The sequence below is a fragment of the Hymenobacter segetis genome, assembly GCF_054776495.1.
Genome location: NZ_BAAHBV010000003.1, coordinates 775,698 through 789,238, shown reverse-complemented (window position 1 = coordinate 789,238; position 13,541 = coordinate 775,698). Strand labels below are relative to the sequence as shown.

The 13,541-nt window shown below is 59.8% G+C and carries 11 protein-coding genes; 5 read left to right on the top strand and 6 right to left on the bottom strand.

Annotated features, from left to right (window positions below):
• Nucleotides 1-40: 40 nt before the first annotated feature.
• From ACYU70_RS20140 to ACYU70_RS20130, 3 genes are read right to left on the bottom strand one after another with little or no spacing between them, the layout of a single operon-like run.
• Nucleotides 41-811 carry an exodeoxyribonuclease III gene (locus tag ACYU70_RS20140; RefSeq protein ID WP_342296086.1) on the bottom strand — a complete coding sequence of 257 codons (771 nt, stop codon included), beginning with the start codon at nt 809-811 and terminating at the stop codon, nt 41-43.
• A complete protein-coding gene (locus ACYU70_RS20135) occupies nt 808-1,200 on the bottom strand; it encodes a hypothetical protein (protein ID WP_342296088.1) in 393 nt (130 codons plus the stop codon). Before ACYU70_RS20135 ends, ACYU70_RS20140 begins: the two co-directional genes overlap by 4 nt.
• Nucleotides 1,197-1,604, bottom strand: coding sequence for a carboxymuconolactone decarboxylase family protein (locus tag ACYU70_RS20130; RefSeq protein WP_342296090.1), 408 nt, complete (start codon nt 1,602-1,604; stop codon nt 1,197-1,199). Before ACYU70_RS20130 ends, ACYU70_RS20135 begins: the two co-directional genes overlap by 4 nt.
• Nucleotides 1,605-1,813: 209 nt before the next feature.
• On the opposite strand from ACYU70_RS20130, the gene ACYU70_RS20125 reads away from it, so the two are divergent.
• Nucleotides 1,814-2,515, top strand: a complete 702-nt coding sequence (locus tag ACYU70_RS20125) for a ComF family protein (protein WP_342296091.1) — start codon at nt 1,814-1,816, stop codon at nt 2,513-2,515.
• A gap of 82 nt (nt 2,516-2,597) precedes the next feature.
• On the opposite strand, the gene ACYU70_RS20120 is transcribed toward ACYU70_RS20125, so the two are convergent.
• From ACYU70_RS20120 to ACYU70_RS20110, 3 genes are all read right to left on the bottom strand, one after another.
• Nucleotides 2,598-3,866, bottom strand: a complete 1,269-nt coding sequence (locus ACYU70_RS20120) for an SUMF1/EgtB/PvdO family nonheme iron enzyme (RefSeq protein WP_342296093.1) — start codon at nt 3,864-3,866, stop codon at nt 2,598-2,600.
• 69 nt (nt 3,867-3,935) lie between these two features.
• Nucleotides 3,936-4,982, bottom strand: a complete 1,047-nt coding sequence (locus ACYU70_RS20115; protein ID WP_342296095.1) for a PorP/SprF family type IX secretion system membrane protein — start codon at nt 4,980-4,982, stop codon at nt 3,936-3,938.
• A 97-nt stretch (nt 4,983-5,079) separates the two neighbouring features.
• A complete protein-coding gene (locus ACYU70_RS20110; protein WP_342296097.1) occupies nt 5,080-6,315 on the bottom strand; it encodes an OmpA family protein in 1,236 nt (411 codons plus the stop codon).
• Between the two features lie 441 nt (nt 6,316-6,756).
• On the opposite strand from ACYU70_RS20110, the gene ACYU70_RS20105 reads away from it, so the two are divergent.
• From ACYU70_RS20105 to ACYU70_RS20090, 4 genes are all read left to right on the top strand, one after another.
• Nucleotides 6,757-9,789: an AsmA family protein gene (locus ACYU70_RS20105; RefSeq protein ID WP_342296099.1), complete on the top strand. Its 3,033-nt coding sequence runs from the start codon at nt 6,757-6,759 to the stop codon at nt 9,787-9,789.
• Nucleotides 9,790-9,895: 106 nt separating this feature from the next.
• Nucleotides 9,896-10,738, top strand: a complete 843-nt coding sequence (locus ACYU70_RS20100; protein WP_342296101.1) for a DUF4382 domain-containing protein — start codon at nt 9,896-9,898, stop codon at nt 10,736-10,738.
• A 312-nt stretch (nt 10,739-11,050) separates the two neighbouring features.
• Nucleotides 11,051-12,064 (top strand): ABC transporter transmembrane domain-containing protein, encoded by a 1,014-nt coding sequence (locus tag ACYU70_RS20095; protein WP_342296102.1) that lies wholly within the window; start codon nt 11,051-11,053, stop codon nt 12,062-12,064.
• A complete protein-coding gene (locus ACYU70_RS20090) occupies nt 12,057-13,418 on the top strand; it encodes an HlyD family secretion protein (RefSeq protein ID WP_342296104.1) in 1,362 nt (453 codons plus the stop codon). The genes ACYU70_RS20095 and ACYU70_RS20090 overlap by 8 nt, the downstream gene beginning before the upstream one ends.
• Nucleotides 13,419-13,541: the final 123 nt, after the last annotated feature.

Sequence of the window (13,541 nt, the reverse complement as noted above, 5' to 3'; positions counted from 1 at the left end):
GCGTGTTGACCGAACGACACGCGGACTCGCGCAGTCCGCGCTACAGTACTTCCACCCAAGCCGGGCAGTGGTCCGAATGCACCACGTCGGGCAACAGACCCGCGCCGGTCAGGCGCGGTTGCAAGGCCGCATCCGCCAGCCAGTGGTCGAGGCGCCAGCCTACGTTGCGGCTGCGCGAGCCGGCACGGTAGCTCCACCACGAGTAGTGCCCCGTGGCCTCGCCGTGGTGGTGGCGGAAGGTATCCACCAGCCCATCACTCAGGAAATCGGAGAACCACTGCCGCTCCTCCGGCGTGTAGCCGGGGCTGTTCTGGTTGGCTTTCGGGTTATGCAGGTCAATAGCCGTCTGGCAGCAGTTGAAATCGCCGCCGATGAGCAGCGGTGGGGTTTTCCCGTCGGCCCGCAGCTTGGCCACGTAGTCTCGGAAAAAGTGCAGCCACTCAATCTTGAACGCCTGCCGCTCCGGCCCACTCGTGCCCGATGGCATGTAGGTGTTCAGTACCGATACATTCTCGAAATCGAGCCGTAGCACGCGGCCTTCGTCGTCGTAGCAGCTCTGCCCGCAGCCGTGCACCACGGCTTTCGGCTTCACTTTCGAGAAGATGGCTACGCCGCTGTAGCCCGGCTTCTGGGCCGGGTGCAGATAGGCGTGGTAGCCCAGCTTTTCGAATCCGGAAATATCCATCGGCTCACGACTGGCTTTGATTTCCTGGAGGCACAGCACGTCGGGCGCAGCCTCGGCCACCCAGTCCAGCAGGCCCTTGCTCAGGGCCGAGCGCAGGCCATTCACGTTGTAAGAAACAATTTTCATAGTTCGTCTCCCGGGTCCAGCGAGAAATATTCCAGCACGTGCCATTTCAGCATCCGCTCCTGCTCCTTCAGGTTGGCGAAGGGCACGGGGCGCAACAGCCTGTAGTGCGGCCAGCCGTCGGCGTCCACGTGCGTCTTTTCGTAGTGGCCGCTGAGGCTGAAGAGGCGGCAGGTGGCAATGTGCATCAGGTCCTGTTTTTCCTCCTTGGTGAAGGTGGTGAGGCCTTGGTTCAACTCCTGAATGCCGATGAGCAGCAGCAGCGCATTCAGGTCGGGGCGCTTACCGAAACGCTCCTCCATTTCCACCATCAGGGTTTCCCAGCGGGCGTCGAAGTCGGCTTCGGCCTCGGGGTGCTCGGCCGGGGCGGCGTGGTTCAGGTCCTCGCTCATGCGTGGGGCTGGCCGTCGTGTTCGGCTTTGTGGGCGGCCAGGGCCGCGCCATCGTGGGCACCGGCTTCCGATTTCAGGATTTCCCAGTACTCCACCGCGCGGCGGAAATGCGGTATCACGATGCTGCCGCCGATGATGTTGGCAATGGCAAACACCTCATAAATCTCCTCGTCGGTCAGCTTCTCATCAAAGCATTTGCCCACGTGGTACTTGATGCAATCATCGCAGCGCAGTACCATAGAGCAGGCCAGGCCCAGCATTTCCTTGGTTTTCACGTCGAGCGCGCCGGCCGCGTACGTGTTGGTGTCGAGGTTGAAAAACCGCTTGATGACCTTGTTATCGGCTGCCATGATGGTGGCATTCATCCGCTGGCGGTACTCGTTGAATTCGGTTACTTGGGACATTTTTAGGGAATATTCTGAGAAAGAAGGAACATCATGCTGAGCGCAGCCGAAGCATCTCTACCGCAGTCAGTAATCAATGCAACAACAACGAAGCGGTAGAGATGCTTCGGCTGCGCTCAGCATGACTGTTCTGGTTCAGCATAATGCGCCGGTTTAAGCTACATTGCTTCTCCAAAATTACTCCCAAACCCTTCCCCCACTCTACCGCCATGCTCCGCACTCTGTGGGCCGATTTCCTTGGTCTCATCTACCCCCGCCTGTGCCTGGCTTGCCGCGAGCCTCTGGTAACCGGCGAAAACCACCTCTGCACCGGCTGCAGGGCCGAACTGCCCTACACTGACTTTCACCTGCTGCCGCCCGACCAAAACCCGCTGGGCCGTCGCTTCTGGGGCAAGCTGCCCATCCGCCATGCCCTGAGCTATCTGCGCTTCGTGCGCCACGGCCGGGTGCAGCACCTGCTCCATGAGCTCAAGTACCAAGGCCAGCGCGACGTGGGCAGCGCCCTCGGCCAACTCTACGGAGCCGAGTTGCACGCCGCCGGCCTGGCTACCGATTTCGACCTCATCATCCCCGTGCCGCTGCACCCGCGCAAGCTGGCCAAGCGAGGCTACAACCAAGCTGCCGCATTCGCCACCGGCTTAGCCGAGGGCCTGAAAGTGCCGGCCGCCAACACCGCCCTGCGCCGCACCACCAACACCAAAACCCAAACCAAAAAGAACCGCGCCCAGCGCTGGGAAAATGTCGCAACGGTCTTTGAAGTTGAAAATCCAGCGTCGATCATCGGCCGCCGCATCCTCATCGTTGACGATGTGCTTACCACTGGCGCTACGCTAGAAGCCTGCGGCGCAGTGCTGCTGGCGGCTGGCGCATCCGAAGTAAGCATCGCAGCCATTGCGTGTGCGGATAGGTAAGTCACCAATCAGCTGAAAATATAGTCCATAAAAAAAGGTCGCTCCTGATTCAGGAGCGACCTTTTTTGCTTTGTCGAACCGATTACTTGTTCGAGCCAGCGTTAATCATTGCGCAACGGAAACCGATGGTTGCCGTGGCCGAATCCTCAGCCATGAAGCGACGCGTACCGGGCGAGAGCCAGTAGGCCACATCGCGCCACGAACCGCCTTTGTACACGCGAACGTGGTCGTCAATCAGCGACTGGTAGCCTTTCTTGTCGTACTTCTCGGCGGGGTCACCCACGCCATTACGACGGAAGGGGTTCAAATCTTCCACGTCCTGGAACGACAGGGGGCGGTACACGTCCTGCACCCACTCGTTCACGTTGCCGGCCATGTTGTAGAGGCCGTAGTCGTTGGGCGGGTAGGCGTACACCTGCTCCGTAATCATAGCACCATCGTTCAGGCTACCGGCGATACCGGCGTAGTCACCACGGCCACGCTTGAAGTTAGCCAGAAACTGGCCCTGCTTGCGGCCGTAGGCGTTGCGGGTCGATTTGCCATCCCAGGGGTAAATGCGCTTCTCCTCCTGGTTTTCATTGCCTACTTCCTGGGTGCCTACGAGAGCTTGTGCAGCGTACTCCCACTCAGCCTCGGTGGGGAGGCGGTAGTTGGGCAGCGTGTTGCCGTTTTCGATGGAAGTCGTGCTTTTGCCGTTGCCCAGGGCACCAGCGGCACCGGCAGTGCCTTCGGCACCGGCAGCAGCGCCTTTGTCTTTTTTCTTGCCAAACAGGCCACCTTTGCCCGATTTGCTGTCGCCACCAGCGGCGAGGCGCTCGTTCACCTTGGCGGTACGCCAGGTGCAATAGTCATCGGCCTGCAGCCAGCTCACGCCCACCACGGGGAAGAAGCGGAAACCGGGGTAACGCAGGTAGTAAGTAACGTAGGGGTCGTTGAACGACAGGTCGCGTGCCCAAACGGTGGTGTCGGGCAGGGCCGACTTATAAAACTCTTCGGCCGAGTCGGTGCGGATAAAGTGCAGGTATTCCAGCCAGTGAATGTTGGCTACCTCGGCTTCGTCCATGTAGAACGAGGCGATGGTCACCGTGCGCTCGATGTTGTCGTGCGTCATGGTCACGTCTTCCTCCTGCGAGCCCAGTACCGTGCGGCCACCTTCAATAAACACGAGGCCGGGGCCTTCGGGAATTTTCTTGAAGTTGGCTACTGCCATGCCCTTCTCGGTATTGTATTCGATACCCGTCGTAGAGGAATATTTACCAGGGTTCGAAGCCGTCGCCGGACCCTTTTTGCCACAGCCCGCAAGGGCCACCGCCCCCACCAAGACTAAGCGTAGATAATTATTTAATTTCATAACAAAGTTAAAACCAGTATGGGTGAGGAGGGGTTAGCAAGCGCAATTAGGACGCAATAATACAAAATATTAAAATACCGGGCAAGGGGATGCCGGATAAACGCGCCTTTTTAGGCGACGATGGGCATTTTCCAATCGGTCAAATGCCCGCAGCGCCAGCGTGACTTCATGGGCTCCGCCCAAATCGGCACTTAGGCGGCTCAGGCCCACGTCGTAGCTGTAGCCCAGGCGCAGGCCACCGGCCTGAATGCCCGCCACCGCAGCGAGTACGTGTTGGGGGCTAACGCTGCCAGGTACTGAAATATTGCGATACACTGCCCCGAGCGTGACGGGCGAAGCCGTGAGGTATACCCCGGTTTCGATGCGCTGCGAACCGCCCTGGCGGGTGTAAGCCGCCACTGGCGTGTAGCTGACCTCGCGGGTGGCAATGCCCGGCCCGGGTTTGATAACGAAGAACTTATAGCCGCCGGAAATGCTCAGCGAAAGCGGGAGCTGGCTTTGCTGGCGAAAGCCCAGGTCGGGCTGGTTGAGGTGCTGGCCAGCTAAGCTAATCCAACCCTGCTCGGAATACACCACCACCCCGGTGCCCACGCTGAAGTAGTTGACGGGCACAAAATCCAAAGCTTCGGCCGAGGGGCCGCCCACGCTGCCATCTTCCCGAATCTGGTCGCCGAACACGAAATTGTCATACCCCACACGCTGCCGGCCGTAGCTGGTGCGCAGGCCGCCGCTCAGGGCCACTTTTTCGGTGAGGCGGGTGTGGTAGGCGTAGAGGCCACCGATTTCGAGGCGGGTGTAGCCCACGGCCCCAGTGCGGTCCTGGTTGATGAGCAGGCCGAGGGCGTGGTGCTGGCCCGGCGTGTTAAGGCGCAGGTCGGCCCCGAGCTGGGTACTCACGAAGGAGCCCGCCAGGCTGGGAAACTGGTTACGGTAGCTCAGCGTGACGCTGTAATCATCGACCAAACCCGTGAAAGCCGGGTTGGTGTGCAGCCGGGTGGCGAAGGGCTGGGAAAAAAAGACATCCTGCCCGTGTGCGCCAACTGTGGTGCCCGCCGCCAGCAGCCCGGCCAGCGAGGCAGGGCGTATCAGCTTGCTAAACAACGAGGAAGAAGGCATTGGCATACGGACCGGCATAACGCCAAGCCGGCGCGAATTAGTGCGCCGGCCTGGCGAAGATACGTCCCGGCCCTGCGAAGGCCGGAACGGCCGGGGCTCATTTTTGCAGCACTTTCACGCTCAGGCGGCGGTTCATGGCGCGGCCTTCCTCAGTGGCATTGGAGGCGATGGAGTAGTTGGGGCCGTAGCCGCGGGCGTCGAGGCGGCTGGGGCTCACGCCCATTTCAACCAGGCTGGCCCAAGCGGTGCGGGCGCGGGCTTCGCTCAACGCCTTGTTTACCTTGTAGGTACCGGTGTCGTCGGTGTAGCCGCCGAGCTTAACGCGGGCGTTGGGGTAGGCGCGCAGCAGCGTGGCAATGTTGCGCAGCTGGCTGACGGACTCGGGCGTGAGCGTGGCCTTGCCAGCTTCAAAATAAACCCGGTCGAAATTGTACCAGCCCCGGGTCAGGTCCACGGAGTCTACCTGCACCTGTGGGTCGCTCAGAAAGCGGAACAGGTAGCTTTCAGTCGAGTTGGCTCCCACGTTTGTAACGGTCGCGCCGCCGGGCAGCTTGAGCGTGGTGGGCTGGCCGGTTTCGTAGAGGTAGTTGCCGGTTTTGGCATCGAAATGACCCGGCACAATGGGGTCGGCTACGCGGGCGGCGGGGCGGCGGGCCGGGTAGTGGTTGTTGTAGCGCGGGTACCGCGAAGGCGCTGCCGAAGCCGGGGCATTTGGCGTAGCCGTGGTGGCAGCAGGAGGCAGGGCTATTGAAGCTACTGGAGTAGCAACCGGGGCTGCTGCCACCGGGGCCGGCATGGGGGCTGCCGGCGTACTTGCTACGTGCGCGGCTGTTGGCTTGGCATTGGCTACGGGGCGTACGGTGTGCGCAGGAGCGCTGAGGGCCGTCACCAGCACGGGGCCCCCCACCACGGCCTCATTGGCCAGGGCCAGCGTGGGGGAGCTGGCTGGGATGTTGCGGTTGTTGTTGGCTTTGGCGGGTGCATCGCCGAGCTTGTTGAGCGTGACGGTGAAGTTGGCGGTTTTGCCCGTTTCGAGAAAAACGTTTTCCACCGTTTGTGGGCGGTAGCCGCCCTCTCCAACCCGTATCAGGTAGGGGCCGCCCACCATGAGGTTGGCCACCATGAAGCGGCCGGCCGCATCAGTAGCGGCCGCGTGGCGCACCCCGGACGGCAAGTGAATGACGGTGATGGCCGCGCCCGGCAACGGAGCCTGCGAATCGGATTGCACGCTGCCCATCAGGCTCATAGCCGTGTTTTGCGCCCGTGTGGGCTGGGCCGTTCCCAATAGCCACCCCAGCATAACCAACGGAATAGCAGGTAAAAAACGCTTCATACTGAATGCGGGAAATAATAGGGCTGAGCCTTTATGTTGGAGTTAATATTCTGAAATGCAAATACATGAGTTCAAGAGAGGCAACTGCTAGTAGTATTCAAACCCCATTGACGGTAGTTTGGACAAACAGCTGGTGCTAAATTATAAACCCACAACGTCCATTTCAGGCCAAAGATAGTGCAAAAATAAGTTTAGAATAATTAGGTAATTATTTATAAGTAATCCAATCCTAATGTTTTGCTTTTCTAACAGGATTATTATTTCGGGAGTAAAGTGGCTGGCCTGTTTGGATAACCGACCTGATGTCGCAAAAGCCAACTGTTGAGCCTATACCCGTTATTACTGCTCTATTAAAACGGCGTGCTCGTCGATTTGACCTCAAATTGTGGCACAGTCAGCGTTTTACCTTTGTTGGGATTCATTCATTTAAGAGGACTTGCTATGCGAAAGATTTTGTTGGGGTTGCTGGCCTTGGTTATCGTGCTGGTGCTGGCGGCGGTAGCGGCACCGTTTCTATTTAAAGACAAGCTGCGGGCGCTGGCCGACAAGCAGATTGCCCAGCGCGTGCGGGCCAAGGTGCTCTACAATCCGGCTGATATCGACGTGAGCGTGTTTCACTCTTTCCCGGATTTGACGCTGGATATCAAGAACCTGCGGGTGATTGGGCTCGACTCGTTCAGCCGCGATACGCTGGCCTACCTACCCAGCCTGCGTGTGGGCCTGGATGTGATGACGGTGATAAAGGGCCAGGAAATCAAGATTAACAACGTGGAACTGGAACGGCCCGACCTGAGCCTGCGCCGCCTGAAAAGCGGCCTCGCTAACTGGGACGTGGTGATTTCAGACTCGGCCGCTGCGGCTAAGGGGCAGGATACCAGCCAGGTGAGCCTGGCCATCAAGGGCTGGAAGCTGACGGACGCGCATTTGCGCTACGAGGATTTGACCCTCCCCTTCCGCATGGAGGCGCGCGGCGTGAACCACACCGGCAGCGGCGACTTCGCCAGCAACGTGTTCGATATGAAATCGCAGACCACGGCCGGTGATTTGGACATGAGCTACAACAACGTGGCCTACGTGACGGATAAGAAGCTCGACGCCGACGTGACGCTGAACATGGACCTGAATAAGAGCCTGTACACGTTCAAGGATAATAAATTTAAGCTCAATGACTTCCCGTTCAGCTTTGCCGGGGCCATTGGCCTGCCGAATGCCACGGATATTACCTACGATATCACCTTCAAGGCGCTGGAAACGGATTTCAAAACCCTGCTCAGTCTGGTGCCGGGCGCTTATACCGACAAGTTCAAGAACATTGAAACCAGCGGCAAGGTGGCGTTTGACGGCTTTGCGAAAGGCACCCAGACCGCCACGCAGCTGCCCGGCTACGGCGTGAACCTGGTGGTGACCAACGGCCAGTTCAAATACCCCGAGCTGCCCCGGGCGGCCAAAAACATCAACCTGAAAATGCAGGTGAGTAACCCCACGGGCGTGACTAATGATGTAAAAGTCAATATCCCGCAGTTTCACCTCGACCTCGGCCCAGACCCAGTGGATGGCAACATTGCCATCGACGGGCTGAACCCGATGAAGGTGGACGGCCGCGTGAAGGCTAACGTGAACCTGGAGGAAGCCCTGAAGGTGTACCCGGTGAAGGATTTAGCCATGCGCGGACAGTTTTTCGTGGATGGCACGGCGAAAGGGATTTACTCGAAAACGCAGATGCCGGTGGTGAACGCGGCCATTCGGCTGAGCAATGGCTTCGTGAAATCGGCCAAATTCCCGGCTCCGATTGAGAATATCAACCTGAGCGGTACGGTGGTAAATACTACTGGTAAGGTGAATGACACGCAGATTAACTTGCCACAGTTCAAAATGGTGTTGGAAGGTGAGCCGCTGGAAGGCCGCCTCACGGCCCACAACATCGACAAGCCGGTGTTCGATACCAACGTGCGCGGCACGGTGGATTTGACCAAAATCACGAAGATTTTCCCCCTGCAAGGCATGACCGTGACGGGCCGCGTGGCTGGTGATATTGCCGCCAAGGGCAACATGGCCGACGTGGAAGCCGGCCGCTACCAGAACGTGGTGGCCAGCGGCACCGTGAAGGCTACCAACGTGACTTACAAGAGCAAAGACCTGCCGCAAGGGGTGAAAATCAGTACCGGTACGGCTACTTTCAACAACAACCAGATTGCGCTGCAAAACGTGAATGGTATGGCCGGTAGCTCCGATTTCGCGGCGTCGGGCACCATCAGCAACTACCTGGGGTATTTGTTCACGCCGGGGCAGTCGTTGAAGGGCAACCTGACGGTTAACTCGCGCAATTTCAACGTGAACGAGTGGATGGTGGACGAGGTATCGGCCAAGCCCACGGTGGCGGCTACGGGCGGCAAGGCCCCGGCCAAAGCGGAGGGCGTGCTGCAGATTCCTAAGTTCTTTGATTTGGTGCTGAACAGCCACGTCGACAACGTGACGTATGATAACCTGAAGCTGACCGATGCCAAGGGCATCGTGACGGTGAACGACCAGACGGCCACGCTCAAGAACCTGACGTTTAATACGCTGGGCGGCAGCTTTGGTACTACGGGCAGCTACAGCAGCAAGGATTTGGCGCACCCGAAATTCAACTTCGGGCTGAACATTAATAACCTGAGCTTCCAGAAAGCATTCTCGGCGTTTAACACCATCAAGACGCTGGTGCCGCTGGCTAGTCAGGTGGAGGGCGTGTTTGGTACCAACTTTAGCGTGAGCGGGGAGATGGGGCCGGATATGTTCCCGAACCTGGCCACGCTGAGCGGCAAGGGCATTTTCGACGTGGTGAAAGCGGCCATCAATCAATCGGAGGTGATGACTAAGATTGCCAGCCTGACGACCTTGCCCGAGCTGAAAACGCTGGTGGTTGTGGACAAGAAAATCCAGGCCAACATCGTGAACGGCAACTTGGTAGTTCAGCCGTTCGACCTCACTATTGGCGACGTGAAAATGAACATCGGCGGCTCGAACAGCTTGGCTGGCGTGCTGTCGTACGTCACGGCCCTGAACGTGCCCACCGGCCGGCTCGGCACGGCCATGAGCAGCCAGCTCACCCGCCTCACGGGCGTGAGCAACATTCAGGGCACCGACCGCGTGACGCTGGGCCTCAACATCGGCGGCACGGTGAAGGCTCCGGTGGTAAAGCTCACCAGCGGCAGCATGAAGGACCAGGGCAAAACCCTGGTGCAAAACGTGGCCAAGCAAAAAGCCCTCGACCTGCTGGGCCTGAAGCCCCGCGCCGTGAGCAAGGAGGACAGCGTGCGCCGCGCCGGGCAGACCGCCGAAGAAGCCGCTGCCCAGGCCGAGCTCGACAAAAAGCAGCAGCGCATCGACGCCGCCAACAAGGCCAAGGAGCAACTGGCAAAGGGCTTCAACAGCCTCTTCAACAAGCCAAAACCCAAGCCCAAGGCCGTGGAGCCGGCCGATACCACCAAGCCCTAGTTCCGGCAAAAAGCAACTTTGGCCGAATTGTTGGAGTAGAAGTCCCGACTATCTGATTGATAGTCGGGACTTTGTATTAATTCAATAATCAACTAACGCCAACGCTATGATGTTCAAACGCCTGCTTCCCCTCACTGCCATTGCCCTGCTGGGCCTGGCGGGCTGCTCCAAGAGTTCCGACGAAAACGCTAACACGTCCAAGCTTGAAGTGCGGCTGATGGACGCTCCTGGTGACTTCCGCAGCGTGGTGCTCGACGTGCTTCAGGTGGAAGTACACCTCAAGGACGAGGCTGACCCGGACGGCTGGAAGAAGCTGAACTTCACCCCGCGCGCCATCAATGTGCTGGAGTACGTGAACGGTAACTCGGCGCTGCTGGTGAACGACGACTTCGCCCCCGGCGACCTCAAGGAAATCCGCCTCATCCTGGGGCCGAACAGCTACGTTATCGGCCGCGATGGCCAGCAGTATGACCTGAAAACGCCCAGCGGCCAAACCTCCGGCGTGAAGCTGAAGCTGGAAAAAGCCACCCTGAAACTGCGCGAGACGTTCCAGCTACTGCTCGATTTTGACGTGGCCAAGTCCATTGTGGAGCGCGGCAACTGGAAGCCGGGCAACGACAAAAAGGAGCGGTACCTGCTCAAGCCCGTTATCCGGGTGGTGGCGCAGGACCTGCGCGCTGGCCTGCACGGCACGGTGAACCCGGCGGCGGCCCGGCCCCAGATTCTGGCTATCCGCACCTCGGGCCTGCTCGCGCCTGATACGGTGAGCACGGCGGCCGATGCCTCGGGTGAGTTCCGGATAAGCGGTTTGGCGGCTGGGACTTATCGGGTAGAATTCTTCCCAACAGTCACGGCCCCGGCTGGTCAGACTTACCAGAACAAGGTGCTGACGGGCATTACAATCGTTAGCGACCAAGTGAAGGAGCTTGGCACAACAACCCTGAACTAGACGGCCAGCGCCTTACTCAACAAAAAGCCCCAACCCGCAACGGTTGGGGCTTTTTGTTGTGGGTAAGAAGGCCCGCAGCAACAGTTGGATAGAAAACGCCCGTCATGCTTCGGCAATCTCAGCGGAACGGCTCGATACATAGCAAAAAGCCGCTCATTCCAAAAATTAAAAGCGGATTAACAGGTAGTTAAAAGGGGATTAATTCGGAAAATGCCTGCAACAAAGGCTTGGAAACAGGCATTTATAGGGCTGTATTCGGCGGCGCAGGCCCTGCGCTGACCGGATGAATTACCTCCTCTTTATCTCTTTTTAATGGCTTCACACGCTAGTACTTTGCCGCCGCCCACGCCGTGGCAACGACTGACGCGAATGCTCGACACCGAGCGCAAAACGATTCGTCACATTATCTGGTACGCCGTGGTGGCGGGCATTGTCAGTCTGTCGCTGCCGCTGGGCACCCAGGCGGTCTTCAATCTGGTTTCAACCGGGGCCGTTTTTGGCTCTACCTACCTGCTTATTGGGGTGGTGGTGGGTGGCGTGCTGCTGGCCAGCATCCTGCTCATCGGGCAGCTCACGATGGTGGAAGCCATCGAGCAGCGCCTGTTTGCGAAGGCCGCCATCGAGTTTGCCTACCGGCTGCCGCGCATCAAGCCCGAGGCGCTAGCCGGCCAGAATCCGCAGGAGCTGGTGAACCGCTTCTTCGACGTGCTCACGGTGCAGAAGGGCCTCACCAAGCTGCTGATTGACTTGATGTTTGCCGGCATGCAAATCCTGTTTGGGGTGCTGGTGCTGGCGTTTTACCACCCCATTTTTATTGCGCTGGGGCTGTTCACCATCATTGCCCTCATCCTCATCTATGCCGTGAACTACCAGCGGGCGCTGCGCACCAGCATCGAGGAGTCGGCCTACAAATACGAGCTGGTGGACTGGCTGGAGCAAGTGGCGGCCCGCCTGCCCGAGGTGCGCGCCAGCCACGCCCGGGAAGACGAAGCCCTGACCCGTACTGACGAGCTTACCGCCGGCTACCTGCACGCCCGCAACGCCCATTTCCGGGTGCTGAAAACCTACTACAGCTACGCTACCGCCCTGCGCACAGTGCTCACGGCCAGCCTGCTGATTGCGGGTACGCTGTTCGTGGTGTCGCGCCAGATGACCTTGGGGCAGTTTGTTGCCGCTGAGGTGCTTATCGTTCAAATCAGCGGCTCGATTGAGAAGCTGATGACGGGCGTGAGCACCATTTTCGATATTCTGACTGGGGTCGAAAAAATGGCCGCCGTCACCGACCTGCCCCTCGATTCCCACCACGCTAACCTCAACCATGCTTAACCTCTCGAACCAACACGTAGCCAAGGAGGTATGGGAGAAAGTGCCCCGGCAGTCGCGGCCCGAGCTACTGCGCATCCACGGCAGCCGGCGGCTGGGCCGCATCCTGCTGGTAGTGGGGGTGCTGTTCGTGATTGCGCTGTTTCTGCCCTGGCGGCAGACGATTGCCGGTAACGGCACCCTCACCGCCCTTACTCCGCAGGACCGGCCCCAGACCGTGCAGAACCAGATTGCGGGCCGCATCGAGCACTGGAACGTGCGCGAAGGCCAGCTGGTACGCAAGGGCGATACGCTGCTGACCATCTCCGAAATCAAGGACGAATACTTCGACCCCAACCTGCCCGAGCGCCTGAGCGAGCAGCTGACTGCCAAGCGCGGCAACGTGGCCGCCAACGCCGCCAAAATCGCGGCCACCGACCAGCAGATGGCCGCCCTGCGCGCCACCCTGGAAGTGCAGCTCGAATCGGCCCGCAACAAGGTGGAGCAGGCCGCCAATTACCTCAACAGCGACCGCGCCGACCTCGTGGCCATCCAAAACTTTTATCAGACCAGCCAGGCCCGCCTCGCCCGCTACGAGGAGGGCTACAAAAACGGCCTGTTCTCGCTCACCGACATCGAAACCCGCCGCCTCAAGCTGCAGGAAGACCTGGCCAAAGTCACGGCCCAGCGCAACAAGGTGGCCAGCAGCCAACAAGGCCTGGCCAATGCCCGCATCGAGCTGGCCAACCTGCGGGCCAAGTACGGCCAGGATTTGGCCAAAACATTGTCGGACCGCAGCTCGGCCGTCTCAAGCCGGGCCAGCTCGGAGGGCGAAGTGGCGGCGCTGCGCAACAAAATCAGCAACGTGGCGGTGCGGCGCGGCCTGTACGTGGTGCGCGCCCCCCAGACGGGCTACGTGGTGCGGGCCCTCAAAGCGGGCATCGGCGAAACCATCAAGGAGGGGGAATCTATTGCCACGCTCCAGCCGGAATCGCCGCTGCTGGCGGCCGAAATCTACGTGCGGGCCATGGACGTGCCGCTCATTCAGCGCGGGCGGCAGGTGCGGCTGCAGTTCGATGGCTGGCCGGCGATTCAGTTTTCGGGCTGGCCGTCGGCGGCGGTGGGCACGTTCGGCGGCTTCGTGTCGGTGATTGACGTGGTGAGCAGCGGTGGCGGCAAGTACCGCCTGCTGGTGCGCCCCGCCCAGCCCCAGACCGGCGACAAGCCCTGGCCTCGGCAGCTCCGCCTGGGCTCGGGTGTGCAGGGCTGGGTCATTCTGGATTCGGTGCCGGTATGGTACGAAATCTGGCGGCAGCTCAACGGCTTCCCTCCCACTTTGCAAGCCGAGCCCGACGACGCGCCGGTGAAAGGGAAGTAAGTAGGGGCGGGGCTTGCCCCCGCCCGCCGTCGAACGAACCCCGCGCCAGATGTTCAACGATGGGCGGGGGCAGGCCCCGCCCCTACCCGCTCTTGTTGCGCCAGTCGAAATAAACGTTATTTA